Here is a 21,613-nt window from a genome sequence, read left to right as displayed (position 1 = left end):
GATTATTGTGGAAGTCTTGTTTTGGTGGACTGTATTTCCCTATTTGTGCGGCACCATCCTAGTTGTTGCCACTTTTTATCGGTTTGTTTATCGGGGAAAAAGCTGGACGGCTCCCTCAACCGAAATATTTGAAAAGAAATGGCTGCGGATAGGGTCCATGCTGTTTCATTATGGGATCATTTTTGCCTTTATTGGCCACGTCATGGGCGTTTTAATTCCGTTAGACGTTTATAAAGCCCTTGGTGTTAACGATGAAACGTATCATTTCTTTGCCATTGCAGGCGGAGGGATAGCTGGACTAATGGTAGTAATCGGTTTGCTTGTTATGTTACTTAGAAAAATTGCTTATCCAAGAGTCCGTACCCATACAACAGCAGGAGGCTATTTTACGATGGTCTGGCTGCTGCTGGTGGCTGGATTAGGGACATTTATGACACTAATCTACAATACAACAGTTGGAGCCTATGAATATCGGTTAGCAATCGGCCCATGGTTTAGGAGTCTCTTCACGCTGCAGCCACTTGCTGATTTAATGATAGGGGTGCCATTAATATTTAAGATTCATGTGATTGTTTCATTTATCCTATTTGCGATGATTCCATTTACATCCCTTGTCCATATGTTCAGTTTCCCGCTGCGATATCCGACGCGCGCCCCGCAGCAATACAGAGCCAGGGATGGTTATAACAAAAATAGCAGGTAGTTTCCGTATGACATGCATTTCATTGGCCGCTGATGAGGAAAAGGCATTAGAACGAAGGTCAAATGCCTTTTTCTCATTCAAAATATTTTCCGACAAAATTCGCAGAAATCACTTGACTCCTTAATTGTATACAGGTAAACTGGAACAGTCGATTTTATTAATAGATTTATTAATGCGGGTGTAGTTTAGTGGTAAAACCACAGCCTTCCAAGCTGTTGTTGTGGGTTCGATTCCCATCACCCGCTCCATACATAGTGATGAACGCAATGTGTCGATTTCATATAAGAACGATGCATTGCGTTATTTATGTTTCTAAGGATTTTTTATGGCCGGTGACCAGCTATATGATAGGAAGCATCTCCTCCATGAATTTGGATAAACATATTCATTAATGATTCAGTCAGCCTTTCAGCGTTTTCGATGTTGGCGGAAGGCCGCAAAAAAATAATCTGCAAAGCGTTCTTTGTCTTGAAAGTCACGGGGGTCCGTTCCGAATCTACAAACGGGCTTCCAAACGGCCCATTTTGGTCGGCTGCTGCAATCAGGTGTTCCAGCGAATTCATTCTCCCATTTAGCCCTTTGTATTCCTCCCCAGCATGTCCAATTCGAATTTCAACATCGCCTTTAATGAAATCTGCATCATAGATTCCGATCGGGACTTGGTATTGCAAAGAGAAAAAATTATTTAAATCAATAGCGCTTTGCACGGATGGCAAGTAATTTTGCTTTTGAATCCTTCGGTAAAGGGCCTCAGCCGAATGGCGATACCGGTTCGGGTCCTTGCCTGTTTGTTTAAACACCGCCCGCCATTCTTGAATGCCTGGAAAGTCAGTTACTGTTTTATGATCGAAGTCAAAGTAAATGGACTCTTGGAAAAGCTGAAGTCTTCCTTTTAGCATTTGCGGAGATTCAGAAACTGTTATATTTTTATATTCGATGATTCCTGCTTTAAACTCAGGAATAAGGTTAGTTAATTCTGTTGAAACCTTAATTTCCAACGATTCCACCTCCAAAATTTCTTGAAAATAGTTTATCATAAATAAATGTCAGTTAATAATGTAACAACTTTACCTTTCAATAGATGACGTCTTTGACAGAAAGGAGGTAATGAAAGTGGATTATCAACAATTGAAGGCCGAGATTATTGCTTACAGCAAAGAAATCGGTATCGATAAAATTGGCTTTGCCAGTGCGGACCCTTTTTTGGAGTTAAAGAATCGGTTAATAAGACAACAGGAATTAGGTTATCAATCGGGTTTTGAAGAACCTGATATTGAAAAGCGGGCCAATCCGGCTGTTTTAATGGAAGGGGCCAATTCCATTATTTCGATTGCATTAGCTTATCCATCCAAAATGAAAACACGGGTGGAAAGCAAAAAAGGAGAGCGGCGGGGAATATTTTGCCGGGCCTCCTGGGGATTGGATTACCATTTAATCCTAAAAGACAGGCTTGAGAAGCTGGAAGCTTTTATCTTATCGAAGGTCCAAGAAGCGAAGGTAAAAGCGATGGTGGATACGGGTGAGCTGTCCGACAGGGCTGTTGCGGAGCGCGCCGGGATTGGCTGGAGCGGGAAAAACTGTGCGGTTATAACGCCGGAATATGGTTCATACGTATATCTTGGAGAAATGATTACAAATCTGCCATTTGAACCTGATGACCCAATCGAGGACCAGTGCGGATCCTGCACCAAATGTTTAGATGCCTGCCCAACAGGCGCTCTTGTCCAAGGCGGGCAGATTAATGCCAAACGATGCATCTCGTTCTTAACTCAGACAAAGGATATGATACCAGAGGAGTTTAGAGACAAAATTGGCAATCGAATCTATGGATGTGATTCCTGCCAGACCGCCTGCCCTCATAATAAGGGGAAGGATTTTCATTTTCATGTAGAAATGGAACCAGACCCAGAGACTGCTAAACCACTTTTGAAACCGATTCTTTCCTTAAGCAACCGGGAGTTTAAGAAAAAATTCGGAACGGCAGCCGGCTCATGGCGCGGGAAAAGACCGATTCAACGCAATGCGATTATTGCGTTGGCACATTTTAAGGATGAAACCTCCGTCCCAGAATTAATTCAGGTTATAGAGAATGAAACGAATCCAGTTTTGAAGGGAACAGCGGTATGGGCCCTTAGTAAAATTGGCAATGAAGCGGCATATACTGCGCTCATAAAAATAAAAGACAGGGAAAAAGACTCGGAAATCCAAACTGAAATTGCGAAAGCCTTAAAAAAAATTGAACGTAAAAGAGCGAATTAAGTTTCGCTCTTTTTTTCTATCTTTCTTCATATGCATGAAATGAAGGGAGATGAAAGCGATGATCGAAGCACTGCAAAGGCTATTTGAAACTAGAATGGAACAATTTGTGGCAAAACATAAGAATACCGATGAGGCTTTTATGAAAGCGGAAAAGAAGTTGGAGTCACTTCATAAACGATCGGCTGAAATAGTAAAAATTAAAGCAACCGGAAATATTATGGAGTCGGTGAATGAGGAAGAGTTTCAAAGAGTGAAATATTTGGCCCACTATCAATATCTCATAAAACAAAAAGGAAGTCTTTATTTGGAGGAAGAAACAGAAGAAAGGGCTGCAAAACTATTTAAAGGCTCCCTTATCAGTGATGAGGAAATCGTTCAGACAGTCCATCAAGATCTTCCAGTGGAAATAACCATACGGGAAAATGAAGATGGGGATGAGCGGCTTAGTTTTGAATATAATCGATTAAAAGCGGTACAATACGCTGAACGGTGGTGGAACTCGCCGAATCCAGCCTATAAAAAGTTTGAAAATAACTGCACGAACTATATCTCCCAATGTCTTAGTGCAGGCGGCGCACCTATGAGGGGACAGCCGAACCGAGGCAGCGGCTGGTGGTATAACCATACCCATTGGAGTTATAGCTGGGCGGTCGCCCACTCGCTGCGATTGTATTTGAATCATTCCCAAGCGGGGCTAAGGGCGAAGGAAGTCAGCAGCCCTGACCAATTATTGCTGGGTGATGTGATTTGTTATGATTTTGAGGGAGATGGAAGATTTAATCATAATACGATTGTTACAGGCAAGGACGCTTACGGGATGCCTCTTGTGAATGCGAATACCTACAATAGCCGGATGAGGTACTGGGCTTACGAGGATTCCTCTGCTTATACTCCTAATATTAAATATAAGTTCTTCACTATCATCGATGGATGAGGTTTCATCCTTGAAGGGAATAATGAGAGTGGTATAATTGCATGTAGAGTTTTTTCATTTGAGGTGAAACGGATGTCCAACCATGTAGTATTATACCAGCCTGAAATCCCATCCAATACAGGAAATATTGCCCGCTCGTGTGCAGCAGCCAATACCACTCTTCATTTAATTCGCCCTTTAGGCTTTTCAACTGACGATAAGATGTTAAAGCGTGCAGGTTTGGATTATTGGGAGTTTGTTAACATTATTTACCATGAATCGCTAGAAGAATTTTTTGAAAAGTATCCAAATGGAGAGTTTTATTATTTAACGAAATATGGCGATATTCCGCACAGCTCATTCGATTATAGCGACTTAAATAAGGATTACTTTTTTATTTTTGGAAGGGAAACAACAGGTCTTCCAAAAGAATTGATTGAAAAAAATAGGGACCGTGCAATGAGGATTCCGATGAATGAAAATGTTCAGTCATTAAACTTATCTAATACTGCAGCCATTTTGATATATGAAGTGCTGCGCCAGCAAAATTATCCAAACTTACTTGAAAAAGGGCCTGAATGATAATAGGCCTTTTTTTATAAATTTAGGAGGTATAGGATCATGAACGAAACAATCAAAACGATATTGAATCACCGTTCCATCCGACAGTTTGAGGACAAGCCCCTAACAGATGAACAAATTAAGTCCATTGTCCAATCAGCTCAAAGTGCTTCAACTTCTAGTTTTATTCAAGCCTACTCGATTATTGGCATCAAGGATAAGGAGAAAAAGAAAAAACTGGCTGAGCTTGCGGGAAATCAAGAATACGTCGAAAAGAACGGCCATTTTTTTGTTTTCTGTGCTGATCTTTACCGCCACAGTTTAATTGGTGAACAAGAACAAAAAGACGTGCTTCCTTCCTTAGAGAGTACGGAAAAATTCATGGTGAGCCTTATTGATGCAGCGCTTGCCGCGCAAAACGCTGCGATGGCTGCAGAATCAATGGGCTTGGGGATTTGTTACATAGGTGGAATCCGAAATCATCTCGAAGAGGTAAAGACGCTGTTAAAAACGCCAGAACGGGTTATTCCATTGTTTGGTCTGGCTGTCGGCTGGCCGGCCAAGATAACCGAGCAAAAGCCTAGACTTCCGTTTCAGCATATTTATCATGAAGATGAATACCAGCAGGATTCCGAAATTTATTTGTCGCAGCTAAAAGAATACGATGAATTGATTTCCAGCTATTATGAGCATAGAACAAGCGGAAAAAGGAAGGACCGCTGGACGGAGCAAATGGCAAAAATGCTGGAGCGAAAAAATAGAATGTACATGAAGGAATTTATCCAAAACAATAAACTGGATTTAAGATAAAAGGGCTGCTTAAAGAAAGCAGCCCTTTTCATTTGCTATTTAAACATTATTTGACCCCTGGTTTGTCGTTGTAGCCTGAAGTAAAGATTGCCGCCAGGAAAGAAACCATGACCAATAGAATTAGGAATAGTGACATAAGTATGTATTGCCCCCTTTTTGTTCATGTTTTAATTTTCATTCATATACATCATATTATAGCCTAATGCAAGAAAATGAAAAGTGTTAGATTGGCTGGCACAATAAAAAAAGAAAAACAGGCTTGTCTACGCATGTTCAATTGAACAAGTGCATAGAGTATATTAATCGTCTCTGATGAATTACAGGGGGAGGGTACTAATGGATATTTTAAAAAAAATCGAGAAATTTCGTGAAGAAGAGGAAAAACTGCGTTGGGAAGGGACATTTGCCGATTTTTTAGAATTGCTGAAGGAAAAGCCATGGGTAGCTCAATCTGCACATTCTCGAGTTTATAATATGATCAAGGATGCCGGAATTGAGGAAGTCAATGGAAGCAGAAAGTACAAATTCTTTAGTAATGAATTATTTGGTTTAGAGGAAGCGTTGGAACGGCTGGTAGAGGAATATTTTCATCCTGCAGCCAAACGGCTTGATGTAAGAAAACGTATATTGCTGTTAATGGGGCCAGTCAGCGGGGGGAAATCAACCCTTGTAACCATGCTCAAACGAGGTTTAGAAAAATATTCGCTTACAGACAGGGGATCTGTTTTTGCGATAAAAGGCTGTCCAATGCATGAAGATCCACTTCATCTCATTCCCCATCATTTACGCCAGGACTTCTATGACGAGTATGGCATCCGAATTGAAGGAAATCTTTCACCGCTCAATATGATGCGGCTGGAACAGGATTACGGCGGCAGAATTGAGGACGTTCTGGTTGAAAGAATCTTTTTCTCAGAGGATAAACGAACAGGAATTGGAACATTCAGCCCATCCGATCCAAAGTCTCAGGATATTGCCGATTTAACTGGCAGCATTGATTTTTCAACGATTGCAGAATTTGGCTCAGAATCAGATCCGAGGGCGTATCGCTTTGATGGTGAGCTGAATAAAGCGAACCGAGGCATGATGGAATTCCAGGAAATGTTGAAATGTGATGAGAAGTTCCTTTGGCACTTGCTCTCATTAACGCAGGAAGGGAACTTTAAGGCAGGGCGGTTCGCATTAATATCCGCTGACGAATTAATTGTGGCCCATACAAACGAAACAGAATATCGCTCCTTTATTTCCAATAAGAAAAATGAAGCTCTCCATTCAAGGATTATTGTCATGCCTATCCCTTATAATTTAAAAGTATCAGAGGAAGAGAGAATTTATAAAAAAATGATTCAGGAAAGCGATGTTTCAGACGTCCATATTGCTCCGCATACACTAAGAGTAGCAGCCATGTTTACGATACTTACACGGTTAAAGGAACCCAAAAAGGGTGACATCGACCTTGTAAAGAAAATGCGCCTTTATGACGGAGAGAGTGTCGATGGGTTTAATTCTGCTGATGTGGAGGAGTTAAAGAAAGAGTACACGGATGAGGGAATGAGCGGGATTGATCCACGGTATGTGATTAACCGTATCTCGTCAACCATTATTCGAAAGGAAGTCCCGTCTATTAATGCGCTGGATGTATTAAGATCGTTGATGGATGGCCTTAATCAGCATCCATCCATTACAGCGGAACTTCGTGAAAGATATATGAATTATATCGCTCTGGCACGAAAAGAATATGATACGATTGCCAAGAATGAAGTTCAAAAAGCCTTTGTGTACTCATATGAAGAATCTGCGAAAACATTAATGAACAATTATCTGGATAACGTAGAAGCTTACTGTAATAAGGCAAAGCTTCGTGACCCGCTGACAGGTGAAGAAATCAATCCAGATGAAAAACTGATGCGTTCCATTGAAGAGCAAATTGGCATTTCAGAAAACGCCAAAAAGGCATTTAGAGAAGAAATCCTGATCCGAATTTCTGCCTTTGCCAGAAAAGGAAAGCGGTTTGATTATAACTCCCACGACCGCTTGAGGGAAGCCATTCAGAAGAAATTGTTTGCAGACTTAAAGGATGTAGTCAAAATCACCACTTCCACTAAAACTCCGGATGAACAGCAGTTAAAGAAAATTAATGAAGTGGTAGCCCGGTTAGTTGATGAGCATGGCTATAATTCGACCTCTGCTAATGAATTACTGAGATATGTCGGCAGTTTGTTAAATCGTTAAAATGTAAAGATTGGCAGGAAATCTGCCAGTCTTTTTTGTCTCCATAAATGCGTTACAAGGTGTTTATTTCTCTTAAACGGCTCGTCCCTCTTTATAGGCAATTGACTAATTGTCAAAATAATTTGTAAATTATTCCTGTTTCTTGCATAGGATAAAGTAATCCATCATTATCTGTCGTATTTCCATTCGCGTTATTGTATGATTTGAAACCAAATGTGTGCATGGATTAAAAATTTTTAAGGAGGGGTTTACATGTCTGTCAATAACCATCAATTTGTCATTTCACAAGAAGATTGGTCCCTCCACCGGAAAGGCCACGATGACCAGCAGCGGCATCAGGAGAAAGTCCAAGAGGCCATTCGCAATAATTTACCTGATCTAATTACAGAAGAAAGCATCATCATGTCAAACGGTCGAGATGTGGTAAAAATTCCAATACGTTCATTGGACGAATATAAAATTCGTTATAATTATGACAAAAACAAACACGTGGGCCAAGGTGATGGAGACAGTCAAATCGGTGATGTTGTGGCACGTGACGGTTCCAGTGGACAAAAAGGTCCCGGTAAAGGGCAGGGAGCCGGCGATCAGGCGGGAGAAGACTATTTCGAAGCGGAAGTATCATTAATGGAGCTCGAAGAAGCTTTGTTTAAGCAGTTAGAACTGCCGAATTTAAAGCGAAAAGAAGAGCAGGAACATTTAGTCGAGAACATTGAATTTAATGATATCCGAAAAACTGGCCTCATGGGGAATATCGATAAAAAGCGGACGATGATGGCTGCTTTTAAACGAAATGCGATGAATGGAAAACCTGCTTTTCATCCAATCTACAAAGAGGACTTAAAATTCAAGACATGGAATGAAGTAGTGAAGCCGGATTCCAAAGCGGTGGTCATTGCGATGATGGATACCAGCGGCAGTATGGGAATATGGGAAAAATACATGGCCCGGAGTTTCTTTTTCTGGATGACGCGGTTTTTAAGAACAAAATATGAGACAGTTGACATTGAATTTATTGCCCATCACACTGAAGCAAAAATTGTTTCTGAGGAAGATTTCTTCTCTAAAGGAGAAAGCGGCGGAACCATTTGTTCTTCCGCTTACCGAAAAGCAATGGAAATTATCAATGATAAGTATAGCCCCCGCAAATATAATATTTATCCATTCCATTTTTCGGATGGTGATAACCTCACATCGGATAATGCCCGCTGCGTAAAACTGGTGGAGGAATTAATGAAGGTGTCCAACATGTTTGGCTATGGGGAAGTGAACCAGTATAACCGCCATTCTACGTTAATGTCTGCCTACAAAAACATTAAAGATGAGCGGTTCCGTTATTTTATCCTCAAACAAAAGGCAGATGTGTTTCATGCGATGACAACCTTTTTCCAAAAAGAAGACTCGGAAGTATATGCATAATGGAAGCGGCAGGGGACCCTGCCGCTTTTCTAGTATTAATTGGTATAGACAACCGTATCTTTTGGAAGGTAAAATAAAGCACTACATGAAAGGATGTCGTTATAAATTTATGATTGATATGAATAGGTGAAATATTGGAAACCGCAAAAAAAGCGGTTTTTTTTATTTTTCGCTTACTTTTAGTCTGTAATTTCCATAAATACTTTTTTGAAAAAAATCAAAAATAAAAACGCAAGAAAATTTTAATAAAAGGGGGTCTTTAAAATGATAAAAAAACCGATAAGCTTCGTGTTAACAGCTATTCTGTCCTTAGGGCTTGCAGCATGCAATAACAATGATGCCGATGATGCAGCCGATAACCAAGCGCGTATAAACACCAGAGACAATAATGTGATGGATGTCCGTAACGGCAGGGATGACGGCATTGACCACAATGGTCCGCTGACTGAGGATTACAACAATGATGATAACAATGATCCGGATCTTGATACTAACTTGTTTGATGATAACAATCATCAAAAAAACAAGAGGGACAATGACGATTTACTGTCTGCCTATCAAACAAATCTGAATAGCAGCCAATACCCTCATACCAAAGCAGTGTTAATTAGAGACGCCAAGTATCAGTTTATCCGATTGGATCCGAGACAGTTTAACGCGTCTCAGCAGGCACAGCCAGCGCCACAGCAAACACAACAGGGACAGCCGGCTGCACCACAGCAGACGCAGCAAACGCCACAACAGGCACAGCCAGCACCACAGCAGAAACAAACGAATACAGCCACTTCTGGAACTGTTAGTCAATATGTAAAACAAGTGATAGACTTAACAAATCAGCAAAGAAGTAAAAATGGGCTTCCTGCTTTAAAGGAAGATACTCAGTTGAGCAGTGTTGCCCAAAAGAAAGCAGAAGATATGCAGCAAAATCATTATTTTTCACATACGAGCCCAACTTATGGGTCTCCTTTTGACATGATGAGGGACTTTGGTGTGACATACAAATCAGCTGGAGAAAATATCGCCCAAGGACAGAAGACACCTCAAGAGGTCGTAAACGCTTGGATGAATAGTGAAGGGCACCGCAAAAACATTCTTAGCGCAAATTATACCCATATTGGCGTTGGGTTTGAAGAAGCGGGCAAAAATTGGTCACAAATGTTTATCGGAAAATAGAAGCATGAAAAACCAGCGGATCCGCTGGTTTTTTCGTTTCTATATAAAAAATTTTTCCTGTATAAGGTTATAAAATAACTTATAATAGAGAGTGATTAAAATACATATAAAATAGAAAAGGATCTGGGAAAATGATTGGACTAGTAATAATTTTGATTTTGGTCTTGTTCCTGCCGTTTTCTGTAAAAAAAGTGGAGCATAATTTAGAAATTTTTCTGTTTATCATGGGAATTGCCGCGGCCGCTATCAGTGGCATGATGGATGGGCATCTCATAAAAAAAGCCTTATTAGACCCAATCAATATAACCCTTGCCGTGCTGATTGCTGGTCTGGTGTGCAAATGGCTGCAGGGACCTCTGGAAAAAGGTGTACTTGCTCTAAATAAACTGCTGTCACCCAGGGTTTTCTTTGCTTTAACAGTTATCATACTCGGATTAGCTTCTAGCATTATTACCGCCATTATTGCGGCTATTGTGCTGGTCATCATCGTGAATATCTTGCCGCTTGACCGTAAATCGGAAATACGGTTAACGGTTTTAGCCTGTTTCTCGATTGGGCTGGGGGCGGTATTAACACCGATTGGCGAGCCATTGTCCACGATTACCATCAGTAAATTAAATGAGGATTTTTTCTATCTGCTGAAGTTAATTGGACCTGAAGTCATCCCTGCCATTCTCGTTCTTGGCGTGTTAACCATGTTCTTGGTTAAGCCCCATGATAGTGCGGAAGGCTTAAAGTCGGAACAAAATGCAGAGACCTATGGGGAGATTCTGATTAGATCACTAAAAATCTATTTGTTTGTCATGGGATTAACATTTCTGGGACATGGGTTTGAGCCATTAATTAATGAGTATGTGATAGGCCTTCATCCCAATTTATTATACTGGATTAATATGATTTCAGCTATTTTAGACAACGCCACATTGGCTGCGGCAGAGGTCAGTCCAGCCATGAATGCCCAAACCATTCAAGCTGTCCTGCTGGGTTTAATTATTAGCGGCGGAATGCTGATTCCCGGAAATATCCCCAATATCATTTCCGCAGGGAAATTAAACATTACCAGTAAAGAGTGGGCCCGCTTTGGAGTGCCAGTAGGGCTGATTATTATGTTAGTTTACTTTGTGGTTCTAATTGTATTGAATTAGGATTTGAAAGTTGTTGTAATTTTTTAGGATATATTGAAGAAAACTAGTTTATATCAAATACTCCCTGCTTGATTTTTCATTTACAATTGTTCTTTGATTTTGTTATAGTGTACCTTGGACAACGATCTATATGCTGCAATTAATTTTTACAAACTTGGAGGGTTTTACATGACTCAAAATATTGCGAGAATGATTGATCATACATTGTTAAAAGCGGATGCAACTGAATCTCAAATCGAACAGTTAGCTAATGAAGCAAAGGAGTACTCCTTTGCGTCGGTTTGTGTAAACCCGGTATGGGTGAAAACGGCTGCTGAAATGTTACAGGATGCACCAGATGTAAAGGTATGTACGGTGATTGGATTCCCTCTTGGAGCGTCCACAACAGAAACCAAAGCTTTTGAAACTAAAAATGCCATTGAAAATGGCGCTGATGAAATTGATATGGTGATTAATATAGGAGCTCTAAAAGGGAAGCAGTATTCATTAGTGGAAGAGGATATTAAAGCGGTTGTAGAAGCTGCCAAAGGAAAAGCTCTTGTCAAGGTGATCATTGAAACATGCCTATTAACGGATGAGGAAAAAGTAAAAGCTTGTGAGCTGTCTGTAAAAGCAGGAGCTGATTTTGTCAAAACTTCAACTGGTTTTTCCACAGGCGGAGCAACAGTTGAAGATATCCGGCTAATGCGAAAAACAGTCGGCCCAGATATTGGAGTAAAAGCCTCTGGTGGCGTTCGAAGCCGGGAAGATGCCTTGGCAATGGTTGAGGCTGGGGCGACAAGAATTGGAGCGAGCTCCGGAATTGCCATTAGCAAAGGTGAAATTTCAAACAGCCAATATTAATAAAGTATATGGCGGCTTATAACAGATAGCTTTTTATAGTAAATAAAAACCAGGGAAGCTTCCCTGGTTTTTTACTATGTCGTTTAAAAGACAAGATTTAATATGAAAAAAACGATAGCTGCAATAAGGGCGGTAATGGGCAATGTGATGACCCATGTAATGACCATTCGCTGCGCGGTATCCCATTTAACCCCTTTAATTCGGTGTGAGGATCCTACACCTAGTATGCCTGAAGAAATAACATGTGTGGTACTTACAGGCAGGTGGATAAGAGTAGCACCGAAAATAACAGCTGCACCAGTTAAGTCAGCGGCAACCCCGTTAATTGGGCGGATTTTCATGATTTTGCCGCCGACGGTTTTAATAATTTTCCATCCGCCAATGGAGGTACCTAAGCCCATAGCAGCGGCACAGGAGAGCTGCACCCAGAAAGGGATATCTGCATTAGCCGGCAGATAGGAACTGGATATAAGAGCGAGTGTAATGATTCCCATTGACTTTTGTGCATCGTTTGTTCCGTGCGAATAGGATTGAATCGCAGCAGTTGCTACTTGGATATACCGGAATCTTCGATTAGTCTTGGCAAGATTTAGATTTTTAAAAGCCACTTTAAATATACTGTATATAATATAACCTACAACAAATGCCAAAATGGGAGAAAGAATCAGACCTTCAAGTATTTTCAGAAAACCGGCATAATTGAGTACGGCAAACCCTTCTGCCGCAATCGCAGCGCCTGCTACAGATCCAATAATGGCGTGGGAGGAACTGCTCGGAATTCCAAAATACCATGTCAGCAAGTTCCATATGATAGCGGATATTAATGCAGCCAGTATCACAACGGATCCATTGCCTAATGCGAAAGGGTCCACTATATCTTTGGTAACGGTTTTGGCAACGCCTGTAAAGGTTAACGCACCGATAAAATTCATGACAGCTGCTAACATAATTGCTTGCCGTGGCTTTAAAGCTTTTGTTGAAACGGAAGTGGCGATCGCATTTGCGGTATCATGGAAACCATTAATAAAGTCAAATGCAAGAGCGCCAATCACAATAAGGATTGTTAAAATAAGAAGAAGACTCATATTATTGCTCCTTAAGCATTTTTCATAATAATGGTTTCTAGAGTGTTGGCAACTGTTTGGCAAAAGTCGGCAATATCCTCTAGATTTTCATAAATTTCTTTATATTGAATAATTCGGATTGGATCTTTCTCTACATTAAAAAGATTTTTAATCGATGAACGGAGCACATTATCGCACTTTGATTCATAATCCTTAATCTTGATTGCGTGCTCTCTTATCTGCGGCAGCTTTTTATTAGACAATAGGGCTATTGCGGCATCAATTTCAACAACGCTTTCTTTAATGGAATTAACAAACTGCAGCATAAAATCATCTGCTTGTGTGATGGAGTACATTTCAAACAATGCAGCCGTTGCTTCAAGTCCATCCAGCACATCATCCATACTCATGGCTAAATGAAGAATATCTTCACGTTCGATAGGGGTGATGAACGCATCATTTAATTCTTTAATGATTTCATGGACATAGGAATCGCCTTTTGATTCAAATTCCTTCATCTTTTCTGAGAAAATTTTTAAATCACTAATATTCTTTAGCTTGTAGTCGGCAAAGAAATTAGAACTTTCTTTCAAATTTGCAGAAATATTGTTTAATAACACCGAAAACTTATCATTTTTTTTGAATGCCATTATGGTGTATACCTCCTGAAAAAATACATTTCAACCCAATCATTTTAGCTGATATTTGTCGAAAAATGAAAGATTCTTAATAAAATTTACAAAAACTTAACATTAGAATTTTCAGAACAAAAGATGGTCAATTAATGAATATTATTTCCAATGCTATGTTCATTTATGTAAAACATGTATTCCTTGTCATTTTTTATTGAGTGGAGAGGAATCTTAAAATTTTTATGTTTATAAATAACTATTTAGGGAATGGTATAGGAAAGGCGGTAAAAAACAAACTGCCTCCAGAAGCAAGCTCGAGCGCTTAGAATAAGTGAAAATGAATACTGAAAAGGAGTGTTCTATAGTGAGCTTTATTTGGGCATTAATTGTTGGTGGAATCATTGGCTGGTTAGCTGGCCTTATTGTGGGAAGAGATGTGCCAGGAGGCATTATTGGAAATATCATAGCTGGTTTTGTTGGTGCATGGCTTGGAACCGCTGTTTTAGGAAATTGGGGACCACAGGTTGCTGATTTTGCCATTATACCTGCCATCATTGGTTCTGCTGTTTTGGTACTATTGTTAAGCTTTATTATGAGAGCCTTTAGAAAAGCCAGTTAAAACCAATTACAGAAATGGCAAGCCTCCTAATTTGGAGGCTTGTTTTGCTAATTAAAGGGAATAGATATCGATATGTTCAAAGGTTTCAAGCTGGTCAGGGACAGGAGCATAACAGGTAATCGGTTCATGGGTAAATGGGTGCCGAAGCTGAAGCTTTCCTGCATGGAGGGCTTGTCTGTTCAAGGCTGCCTCTCCTCCATATAAAAGATCTCCGACTAAGGGATGGCCAAGATGGCTTAAATGTACGCGAATTTGATGGGTTCTCCCCGTTTCAAGCCAGCATTTCACAATTGATATCCGGCTGTTGACGGCTGTTTTGATAACCTGATAATGGGTAATGGCGTTCTGGCCAGAAGACGAAACAACTCTTCTGGATCCATGGTGGCGGTCACGTCCAATAGGAAGGTTGATTACTCCTTTTTTCTGATGGAATAAACCATGAACGGCCGCAAGATAAGTCCTTTTAATTTCCCGTCTTGCCAGCATTTGATCTAAAATGGCCCCTGCAAGATGATGCTTAGCAAACAGGATGGCGCCGCTGGTATCCCGATCTAAACGATGAATTTGCCGAATATTGCGCAGCTCTCCATTTGTCAGTAAATAAAAAGTCCCGGCATTTAACAAGGTTCCGGTATCTTTTTCTGGATCATTAGGATGAGTGTTCATAAAAGGTGGTTTGTTAAATACAATGAGATGGTCATCCTCGTAAAGGACGCCAATTTCATGATAGGCGGGCTCTATCAAGATTTCTTCTGGTTCGAAAAGCAGCACTTGCAGTTTGGCACCACTAGGTAATGGTGTTTGCCAATTAGCAGCTGCTCCATCTAACCGAACTTTCTTCTCCATACGAAAGGAATGAATTAATTTCTTGGGCGCAGCCCACTCTAGGCGGAAGATGTCATCAATGGTCCTGCCTTCCCATTTTTCCGGAATGATGATTTGGAACCAATCACCAAGCCTTGCTGTTTTGAGCATAATGTTCTCCTTATCCACTAATTACCACCGTAACAAATTGCTTAGTTATGTTATTCTTTATATATATAATAACGACAGATTGAAGCAAAGGCAAAGGGTGAGGTATAAGTGAAAATTGTATTTGCCTCTACACCAAGTCAAGAGAAAGAAATAAGCGGGCTTGTGAGGTATATTTATTCCAATATTTTTCCATGCTATTTTACTGATGATGAAATTGATTATTTTGAACGGATAAAGGTTCTCCAAACAACTGACAAGCATTTTGAGGGCTTCAGTACCTTAAAGGATGCCTTTCAAGTCATGACGAGCATACAGACGCTCATATCCATACTGGAGTCACCCGTTCTAGACAGCCATTATGAGGATTTATTTAATAGAAATGCAGCCAATCTTCACGAATTCGGGCTGTTCTTTCCATTTGAACTGGAGCAGTTTGTCCAAGCAAAGAATATGAAAAGCCCTGTTTTAAGCATTTATACAAAAGCGGATAATGAATTGTTGGTATAGGTAAGAAAAGGCCATTTTTCCGGCTTTTTCTTTTTTTTGTTCTTAATTTCAATGATTTTGAGGTATTATAGAAGAGGAGCGGCTCTGGTAAAACTTTTAGCAGTTTAGCTGTCAGTTTTTATTTTGTTTAAAAATAAACTTAGATAATAACCGGAGGGAAACAAATGGATTGGAAGTCTACAGCACAGCGCTGGATTGAGTTTGAAGGATTAAATCCTGAATTAAAAAATGAATTGGAACAAATCGCAAAAGATGAAAAACAACTGGAAGAAGCATTCTATAAAAACTTGGAATTTGGTACAGGCGGCATGCGCGGTGAAATTGGCGCAGGAACCAATCGAATGAACCTTTACACCATTCGCAAGGCTTCTGCCGGATTGGCGGCATACATAGAAGAGCATGGGGAAGAGGCAAAACAGCGGGGGGTCGTCATTGCCTATGATTCACGCCATAAATCCCCGGAGTTTGCCATGGAGGCGGCAAAAACATTAGCAACCAGAGGCATCCAAACGTATGTATTTGATGAATTACGACCAACACCGGAGCTTTCATTTGCCTTAAGGCATTTACATGCATTTTCCGGAATTGTCATAACTGCCAGCCATAACCCACCTGAATATAACGGATACAAAGTATACGGACCGGATGGGGGACAGTTGACACCTGGTGATGCTGATCGGGTTATAGAAAAGGTAAACAATATTGGCAGTGAATTATTAATTGAAGTGGATAGTGAAGAAAAATTAAAAAAGGCAAACCTGATTAAAATGATTGGCTCTGAAATCGACCAAGTCTATATTGAAAAGTTACTGACGATTTCGGAGAATCCTGAACTTGCCCATGAAACAGATATAAAGATTGTCTTTACTCCATTGCATGGAACAGCCAATAAACTTGTTCGGGCTGCCTTGGATGCCTTGGGTTATAAAAATGTCACGGTAGTAAAGGAACAGGAACTCCCTGATCCAAACTTTTCTACCGTCAAGAGCCCAAATCCGGAAGAACATGCTGCGTTTGAATTAGCAATCCGTGATGGGAAAAAGATTGGCGCTGACATTTTAATTGGAACAGACCCTGATTCAGACCGTCTTGGTATTGCGGTCCTTAATCCTGAAGGAGAATACGTAGTGCTGACAGGTAATCAAACCGGTGCATTACTGTTAGACTATTTGATCACTCAAAAGAAAGCAAAGGGCACGCTTCCTCAAAATGGTGTGGTGTTAAAGACAATCGTAACATCAGAAATCGGCAGAAAAATTGCTTCAGCCTATCAGTTAGAAACGGTCGATGTGTTAACCGGCTTTAAATTTATCGCAGAAAAGATTAACGAATATCAAGCGAGCGGCGAACATACCTATCTTTTTGGGTATGAGGAGTCTTATGGATATTTAATCGGTGATTTTGCCCGTGATAAAGATGCTGTACAGGCTGCTTTGTTAGCAACTGAGGTATGCGCCTATTATAAAAAACAGGGGATGTCCCTTTATGAAGGTTTAATGCAAGTATTTGAAAAATACGGTTTCTACCTTGAAGGGCTTCGTTCGTTGACACTAAAGGGCAAGGAAGGGGCAGAAATGATTCAGAAAATTTTAGCCTCATTCCGCAGCGAGCCGCTTGAAAGACTTGGTGCATTGGAAACGGATAGTTCTGAGGATTATTTAACCGGCATCAAAACTTCAAGTTCAGGGCAGGAAAAAATTAATCTTCCGAAGTCCAACGTGCTAAAATATATTTTCAAGGATGGCTCATGGGTATGCCTGCGTCCATCGGGCACCGAACCAAAGGTAAAGTTCTACTTTGGTGTCAACAGCACAACTCTTGAAGAAAGCAAAACTAAGCTAAGTGCTATTGAAAAAGATTTTATGGATTTAGTCGATCAAAAAATTAAACAAGTGCAATAAACGGCAAAGAAAAAAGAGGCTGTCCAAAAAGCAAAGAGGCCCGATACCACTCCGCAATAATTTTGAGTGGAGTCGGACCTCTCAATGGACAGCCTTTTTTATTGGTGGAATTCTTTGGATCAGATGTTGTAAAGTCCCATGTTATTGCTGGTATTCACTTGCTTAATCAGGAAAGACTATACATCGGAATCTCATTCGGGTCATTCTCCAGGGTTTCATTGGCATGGTCAATGTAGCGCAGCAGGCTATAAAGTTTTTTCTCAATAACGGAGTAATCTCGTTCAAAATTATAAGCATGCAGGAAATGCTCAATTTTTTTTGATAAAAAATGGTCTGTTGTCCGCACCATTAGTATTAATAAATTATCCCACTCTGATCGGTGCGTGTAGTATAACGCCCGGTCGTAATCCACTTTATTCACTTAGTTCCCCTCCTTATAAGGAGTTGTACTTATTGTATGACATTTTATTAAGAACAAACTCAGAAAATGTTGGTCGTCTTAACAGGCCAGCGTTATCAAGTTTTACCTGTATATAAAGAAAAGGAATGGATTTTGGAGGTTGTTTTAAAAATCGACTGGCTATTTCATATTCACATTAAAAAGGGGAAAAGCTAATGGCAATAACAAATTTAGGAGGGAAGCAGTTGAAAAAAGTCTTGGCTTCTATTTTGCTGTACAGTCTGTTGGCTTTATTTTCTAATCAGGCATTTGCCCAACAGGTGGATTATGAAAAGTATGGAAGAATGTCGATCGCAGTCGTTAAAGCAGATTATCCTGCGAGCCAGGTCCAGGATTATGAATATTTAGGAAGGAAAAAACTGGGTGGTACGAATGTGGTGGATTCGTTCCGGTTTCAGGTTCAAGATAAGAATCAAAAATTCTATGTGATTGTAAAAGTAAGACATGACCTCACCAATCAAAAGCTTATCAACTTAACAGTGGAAACACAAAAAAGATAATAGGAAAGAAAGTCCATCTAAAGGCTCGCCAAACGGCGAGTTTTCTTAATGATAAGTATAAAGGTTTTAAACTTTGAGAATTGTCCAGCTCCAGCGCCTTAGCGCTTTTCTTAATTTTTTCATCATTCTCGAATTAGCTTCATACATTGTGGTAAGAGGAAAAGGGGGAATGGCTGATGAATGAGGAAGAACGGAAGGCGCTGGAATATGCCATTAGTGAAATTACGGAAATTGCCAGCGGCTTTGGGCTGGATTATTATCCGATGCGCTATGAAATTTGTCCGGCAGAAATTATTTATACCTTTGGAGCATATGGGATGCCGACACGGTTTTCACACTGGAGTTTCGGTAAGCAATTTTATAAGATGAAGCTGCATTATGATTTAGGATTAAGTAAAATATATGAGCTTGTGATCAATTCCAATCCATGCTATGCCTTTTTGCTTGACTCCAACTCGTTAATTCAAAACAAACTGATTGTCGCTCACGTATTGGCCCATTGTGATTTCTTTAAAAACAATGTCAGATTCCAAAATACAAAGCGTGATATGGTAGAAAGCATGGCGGCTACAGCAGAGCGTATCCACCAATACGAAATCCAGTACGGCAAAAAAGAAGTGGAGCGCTTCCTTGATGCGGTTTTGTCAATCGACGAGCATATCGACCCATCACTAATGAGACCCAAATTAGCCTGGTCCATGGAAGATGAAGAGGAAGAGGAGGAGAATCCGCATGTTGTAACACCTTATGATGATCTTTGGAATTTAGATCAAAAGGAGAAGCCAGAAAGAAAACTGCCGCGTAAAAAGAAATTTCCGCCAAGACCTGAAAAGGACCTGCTATTATTTATAGAAATGTATAGCAGAGAACTGGAAGAATGGCAGCGCGATATTTTGACGATGATGCGGGAGGAGATGCTTTATTTCTGGCCGCAGCGGGAAACGAAAATCATGAATGAAGGCTGGGCTTCTTATTGGCATCAAAGGATTTTAAGGGAAATGAATTTAACAAGCGGAGAAGCAATTGAATTTGCCAAATTAAACGCTGGAGTGGTCCAGCCTTCAAGGACAGGAATTAACCCTTACTATTTAGGGCTGAAAATCTTTGAAGATATAGAGGAACGATATAATAACCCTAATGAGGAGATGAAACAAAGAGGGGTAAAGCCAAACTCTGGCCGGGAAAAGATCTTTGAGGTCAGGGAAATTGAATCCGATATTTCTTTTTTAAGAAATTATTTAACAAAGGATTTAGTAATGCGGGAGGATATGTATCTTTTCCAAAAACAAGGCCGCGATTACAAAGTCGTTGATAAAGAGTGGGAACATATTCGTGACCAATTAGTGAACATGCGAGTGAATGGGGGCTTCCCTTATATCACAGTTAATGATGGAGATTACTTGAAAAATGGAGAGTTATATTTAAAACACTGGTATGAGGGGGTGGAACTGGATGTAAAATACTTGGAAAAGGTATTGCCTTATGTCCACCAGCTCTGGGGCAGGACAGTCCATATGGAAACGGCCATTGAGGATAGGCCGATGTTATTTACTTATGATGGGAAAGGGATACATCGAAAATACTTATAATTAGAAAGTGGAAGGACACAGAGGCTGGATCCTTTCAATACCTGCTAATCAAAAGAGGCAGCAATTTTGCTGCCTCTTTGCACGCTATTTATGATTAGCTAGTTTTTTTTTGGAGTGCATCTTCCACAGCCACATAAGGATAACCAAGATCCTTGGCTACAGCCTCGAAGGTAATTTCCCCGTTGGCCACATTGACACCAAGTTTTAAAGCGGGATTCTCAGCAATCGCTTGGCAAATCCCTTTATTGGCGATTTGCAGGGCATATGGGACGGTTACATTTGTTAAAGCAATGGTGGATGTCCTAGGCACCGCACCTGGCATATTCGCTACAGAATAGTGGATGACTCCGTGTTTTTCGAATGTTGGATGATCATGGGTGGTAACATGGTCGTCTGTTTCAACAATACCGCCTTGGTCAATGGCAACATCCACAATGACAGAACCTGGCTTCATTGTTTTTACCATATCTTCTGTCACCAATTTAGGTGCCTTTGCGCCTGGAATCAGAACAGCGCCAATTAATAAATCGGCTTCTTTAACTGCCTCGGCAATGTTGTAAGGATTTGACATCAGTGTTTTAATTTGATTTCCAAAAATATCGTCAAGATAACGAAGACGGTCCGCACTCAGATCAATTATGGTTACATCTGCTCCTAGGCCAATGGCGACTTTTGCAGCGTTTGTACCAACAATGCCGCCGCCGATGATGGTAACTTTTCCTCTGTTAACTCCAGGAACACCAGCTAAAAGAATTCCTTGGCCGCCATTATTTTTTTGTAAAAATTGGGCGCCGATTTGAGGTGCCATGCGTCCTGCCACCTCACTCATCGGTGTCAAAAGCGGCAGAGTCTTATTGACAGTAACGGTTTCATAAGCAATTGCAATGACTCCGCTGTCTTTTAGTGCTTTAGCGAGGGCTGGCTCAGCAGCAAGATGCAGATAGGTGAATAATAGTAACCCAGGGCGGAAATATTGATACTCACTAGAAAGAGGCTCCTTCACCTTCATAATCATTTCTGCCTTTTTCCATACCTGCTCTGCACTATCAAGAATTTCAGCACCAGCTTTCAGGTAATCTTCGTTAGCAAAGCCGCTGCCAAAACCGGCACCTTTTTCTATTAACACTGTGTGGCCAGCGTTTACAAGTGCTGATACACCTGCTGGAGTTAGGGCAACCCGATTCTCGTTGTTTTTAATCTCTTTAGGAACACCAATAAACATCCCAATTCCCCCTTAGCATCATAAAAGCAATAGACTATGAATATAGTATAAAATGTTTGCTAAGGAATTTCTTCGTTAGGATTACA

At 40.5% G+C, this 21,613-nt stretch carries 21 protein-coding genes and 1 tRNA gene; 16 read left to right on the top strand and 6 right to left on the bottom strand.

The features are described from left to right. The first annotated feature begins 7 nt into the window (after positions 1-7). Together narI and NFS43_RS13500 are read left to right on the top strand one after the other, a co-directional pair. Positions 8-703: a respiratory nitrate reductase subunit gamma gene (gene narI, locus NFS43_RS13505; RefSeq protein WP_251552200.1), complete on the top strand. Its 696-nt coding sequence runs from the start codon at positions 8-10 to the stop codon at positions 701-703. Positions 704-877: 174 nt separating this feature from the next. Further along, positions 878-951, top strand: a tRNA-Gly gene (locus tag NFS43_RS13500). Between the two features lie 75 nt (positions 952-1,026). Here NFS43_RS13500 and NFS43_RS13495 read toward each other — a convergent pair. Continuing rightward, positions 1,027-1,701, bottom strand: coding sequence for a B3/B4 domain-containing protein (locus tag NFS43_RS13495; RefSeq protein ID WP_251552199.1), 675 nt, complete (start codon positions 1,699-1,701; stop codon positions 1,027-1,029). A 115-nt stretch (positions 1,702-1,816) separates the two neighbouring features. On the opposite strand from NFS43_RS13495, the gene queG reads away from it, so the two are divergent. The 9 genes from queG (at position 1,817) to deoC (ending at position 12,058) form a co-directional block, all read left to right on the top strand. Next, on the top strand, positions 1,817-2,962 hold the full coding sequence (queG, locus tag NFS43_RS13490; RefSeq protein WP_251552198.1) for a tRNA epoxyqueuosine(34) reductase QueG: 1,146 nt from the start codon (positions 1,817-1,819) through the stop codon (positions 2,960-2,962). A 58-nt stretch (positions 2,963-3,020) separates the two neighbouring features. Further along, complete coding sequence (locus NFS43_RS13485; protein ID WP_251552197.1) at positions 3,021-3,896, top strand: amidase domain-containing protein; 876 nt, start codon at positions 3,021-3,023, stop codon at positions 3,894-3,896. Positions 3,897-3,968: 72 nt separating this feature from the next. Beyond that, the gene (gene trmL / locus NFS43_RS13480) at positions 3,969-4,457 is read left to right on the top strand and encodes a tRNA (uridine(34)/cytosine(34)/5-carboxymethylaminomethyluridine(34)-2'-O)-methyltransferase TrmL (protein WP_251552196.1); all 489 of its coding nucleotides are present in this window, start codon (positions 3,969-3,971) and stop codon (positions 4,455-4,457) included. Positions 4,458-4,496: 39 nt separating this feature from the next. After that, positions 4,497-5,246 carry an oxygen-insensitive NADPH nitroreductase gene (gene nfsA, locus NFS43_RS13475; protein ID WP_251552195.1) on the top strand — a complete coding sequence of 250 codons (750 nt, stop codon included), beginning with the start codon at positions 4,497-4,499 and terminating at the stop codon, positions 5,244-5,246. A gap of 336 nt (positions 5,247-5,582) precedes the next feature. Then, positions 5,583-7,478, top strand: a complete 1,896-nt coding sequence (locus NFS43_RS13470; protein WP_251552194.1) for a PrkA family serine protein kinase — start codon at positions 5,583-5,585, stop codon at positions 7,476-7,478. Positions 7,479-7,730: 252 nt separating this feature from the next. After that, complete coding sequence (gene yhbH / locus NFS43_RS13465; protein WP_251552193.1) at positions 7,731-8,897, top strand: sporulation protein YhbH; 1,167 nt, start codon at positions 7,731-7,733, stop codon at positions 8,895-8,897. A 264-nt stretch (positions 8,898-9,161) separates the two neighbouring features. Next, on the top strand, positions 9,162-10,070 hold the full coding sequence (locus NFS43_RS13460) for a CAP domain-containing protein (RefSeq protein WP_251552192.1): 909 nt from the start codon (positions 9,162-9,164) through the stop codon (positions 10,068-10,070). Between the two features lie 131 nt (positions 10,071-10,201). Then, the gene (locus tag NFS43_RS13455) at positions 10,202-11,215 is read left to right on the top strand and encodes a DUF1646 family protein (protein WP_251552191.1); all 1,014 of its coding nucleotides are present in this window, start codon (positions 10,202-10,204) and stop codon (positions 11,213-11,215) included. 168 nt (positions 11,216-11,383) lie between these two features. Next, complete coding sequence (deoC, locus tag NFS43_RS13450; protein ID WP_251552190.1) at positions 11,384-12,058, top strand: deoxyribose-phosphate aldolase; 675 nt, start codon at positions 11,384-11,386, stop codon at positions 12,056-12,058. Between the two features lie 83 nt (positions 12,059-12,141). Here the strand turns inward: deoC and NFS43_RS13445 are convergent, their stop codons facing one another. Together NFS43_RS13445 and NFS43_RS13440 are read right to left on the bottom strand one after the other, a co-directional pair. Then, on the bottom strand, positions 12,142-13,143 hold the full coding sequence (locus NFS43_RS13445; RefSeq protein ID WP_251552189.1) for an inorganic phosphate transporter: 1,002 nt from the start codon (positions 13,141-13,143) through the stop codon (positions 12,142-12,144). An 11-nt stretch (positions 13,144-13,154) separates the two neighbouring features. Beyond that, a complete protein-coding gene (locus NFS43_RS13440) occupies positions 13,155-13,772 on the bottom strand; it encodes a DUF47 domain-containing protein (protein WP_251552188.1) in 618 nt (205 codons plus the stop codon). A gap of 346 nt (positions 13,773-14,118) precedes the next feature. Here NFS43_RS13440 and NFS43_RS13435 point away from each other — a divergent pair, with 346 nt between their 5' ends. Next, the gene (locus tag NFS43_RS13435; protein ID WP_251552187.1) at positions 14,119-14,373 is read left to right on the top strand and encodes a GlsB/YeaQ/YmgE family stress response membrane protein; all 255 of its coding nucleotides are present in this window, start codon (positions 14,119-14,121) and stop codon (positions 14,371-14,373) included. A gap of 51 nt (positions 14,374-14,424) precedes the next feature. On the opposite strand, the gene NFS43_RS13430 is transcribed toward NFS43_RS13435, so the two are convergent. Next, the gene (locus NFS43_RS13430; RefSeq protein ID WP_251552186.1) at positions 14,425-15,348 is read right to left on the bottom strand and encodes an RluA family pseudouridine synthase; all 924 of its coding nucleotides are present in this window, start codon (positions 15,346-15,348) and stop codon (positions 14,425-14,427) included. A gap of 108 nt (positions 15,349-15,456) precedes the next feature. Between NFS43_RS13430 and NFS43_RS13425 the strand changes: the two genes are divergently transcribed. Together NFS43_RS13425 and NFS43_RS13420 are read left to right on the top strand one after the other, a co-directional pair. Beyond that, the gene (locus tag NFS43_RS13425; RefSeq protein ID WP_251552185.1) at positions 15,457-15,855 is read left to right on the top strand and encodes a YhcU family protein; all 399 of its coding nucleotides are present in this window, start codon (positions 15,457-15,459) and stop codon (positions 15,853-15,855) included. A gap of 164 nt (positions 15,856-16,019) precedes the next feature. Then, a complete protein-coding gene (locus NFS43_RS13420) occupies positions 16,020-17,756 on the top strand; it encodes a phospho-sugar mutase (protein ID WP_251552184.1) in 1,737 nt (578 codons plus the stop codon). A 166-nt stretch (positions 17,757-17,922) separates the two neighbouring features. Here NFS43_RS13420 and NFS43_RS13415 read toward each other — a convergent pair whose 3' ends face one another. Beyond that, a complete protein-coding gene (locus NFS43_RS13415; RefSeq protein ID WP_251552183.1) occupies positions 17,923-18,177 on the bottom strand; it encodes a YhdB family protein in 255 nt (84 codons plus the stop codon). A gap of 224 nt (positions 18,178-18,401) precedes the next feature. Here NFS43_RS13415 and NFS43_RS13410 point away from each other — a divergent pair, with 224 nt between their 5' ends. Together NFS43_RS13410 and NFS43_RS13405 are read left to right on the top strand one after the other, a co-directional pair. Beyond that, a complete protein-coding gene (locus NFS43_RS13410; RefSeq protein ID WP_251552182.1) occupies positions 18,402-18,716 on the top strand; it encodes a DUF3889 domain-containing protein in 315 nt (104 codons plus the stop codon). A 176-nt stretch (positions 18,717-18,892) separates the two neighbouring features. Next, positions 18,893-20,305 (top strand): SpoVR family protein, encoded by a 1,413-nt coding sequence (locus NFS43_RS13405; RefSeq protein WP_251552181.1) that lies wholly within the window; start codon positions 18,893-18,895, stop codon positions 20,303-20,305. Positions 20,306-20,399: 94 nt separating this feature from the next. On the opposite strand, the gene ald is transcribed toward NFS43_RS13405, so the two are convergent. Then, positions 20,400-21,527: an alanine dehydrogenase gene (gene ald / locus NFS43_RS13400; protein WP_251552180.1), complete on the bottom strand. Its 1,128-nt coding sequence runs from the start codon at positions 21,525-21,527 to the stop codon at positions 20,400-20,402. Positions 21,528-21,613 lie beyond the last annotated feature (86 nt).

The organism is Neobacillus muris (assembly GCF_943193175.1).
GTDB lineage: Bacteria > Bacillota > Bacilli > Bacillales > Cytobacillaceae > Neobacillus > Neobacillus muris.
Note: the sequence above shows the minus strand (reverse complement) of the source record. Positions and strands in the feature narration are given on the sequence as shown.

Bases quoted from the DNA above. Each gene is read 5' to 3' on its own strand.
- NFS43_RS13485 (WP_251552197.1), top strand. From the start codon at position 3,021: ATGATCGAAGCACTGCAAAGGCTATTTGAAACTAGAATGGAACAATTT.
- trmL (WP_251552196.1), top strand. From the start codon at position 3,969: ATGTCCAACCATGTAGTATTATACCAGCCTGAAATCCCATCCAATACA.
- nfsA (WP_251552195.1), top strand. From the start codon at position 4,497: ATGAACGAAACAATCAAAACGATATTGAATCACCGTTCCATCCGACAG.
- NFS43_RS13470 (WP_251552194.1), top strand. From the start codon at position 5,583: ATGGATATTTTAAAAAAAATCGAGAAATTTCGTGAAGAAGAGGAAAAA.
- yhbH (WP_251552193.1), top strand. From the start codon at position 7,731: ATGTCTGTCAATAACCATCAATTTGTCATTTCACAAGAAGATTGGTCC.
- NFS43_RS13460 (WP_251552192.1), top strand. From the start codon at position 9,162: ATGATAAAAAAACCGATAAGCTTCGTGTTAACAGCTATTCTGTCCTTA.
- NFS43_RS13455 (WP_251552191.1), top strand. From the start codon at position 10,202: ATGATTGGACTAGTAATAATTTTGATTTTGGTCTTGTTCCTGCCGTTT.
- deoC (WP_251552190.1), top strand. From the start codon at position 11,384: ATGACTCAAAATATTGCGAGAATGATTGATCATACATTGTTAAAAGCG.
- NFS43_RS13445 (WP_251552189.1), bottom strand. From the start codon at position 13,143: ATGAGTCTTCTTCTTATTTTAACAATCCTTATTGTGATTGGCGCTCTT.
- NFS43_RS13440 (WP_251552188.1), bottom strand. From the start codon at position 13,772: ATGGCATTCAAAAAAAATGATAAGTTTTCGGTGTTATTAAACAATATT.
- NFS43_RS13430 (WP_251552186.1), bottom strand. From the start codon at position 15,348: ATGCTCAAAACAGCAAGGCTTGGTGATTGGTTCCAAATCATCATTCCG.
- NFS43_RS13420 (WP_251552184.1), top strand. From the start codon at position 16,020: ATGGATTGGAAGTCTACAGCACAGCGCTGGATTGAGTTTGAAGGATTA.
- NFS43_RS13405 (WP_251552181.1), top strand. From the start codon at position 18,893: ATGAATGAGGAAGAACGGAAGGCGCTGGAATATGCCATTAGTGAAATT.
- ald (WP_251552180.1), bottom strand. From the start codon at position 21,527: ATGTTTATTGGTGTTCCTAAAGAGATTAAAAACAACGAGAATCGGGTT.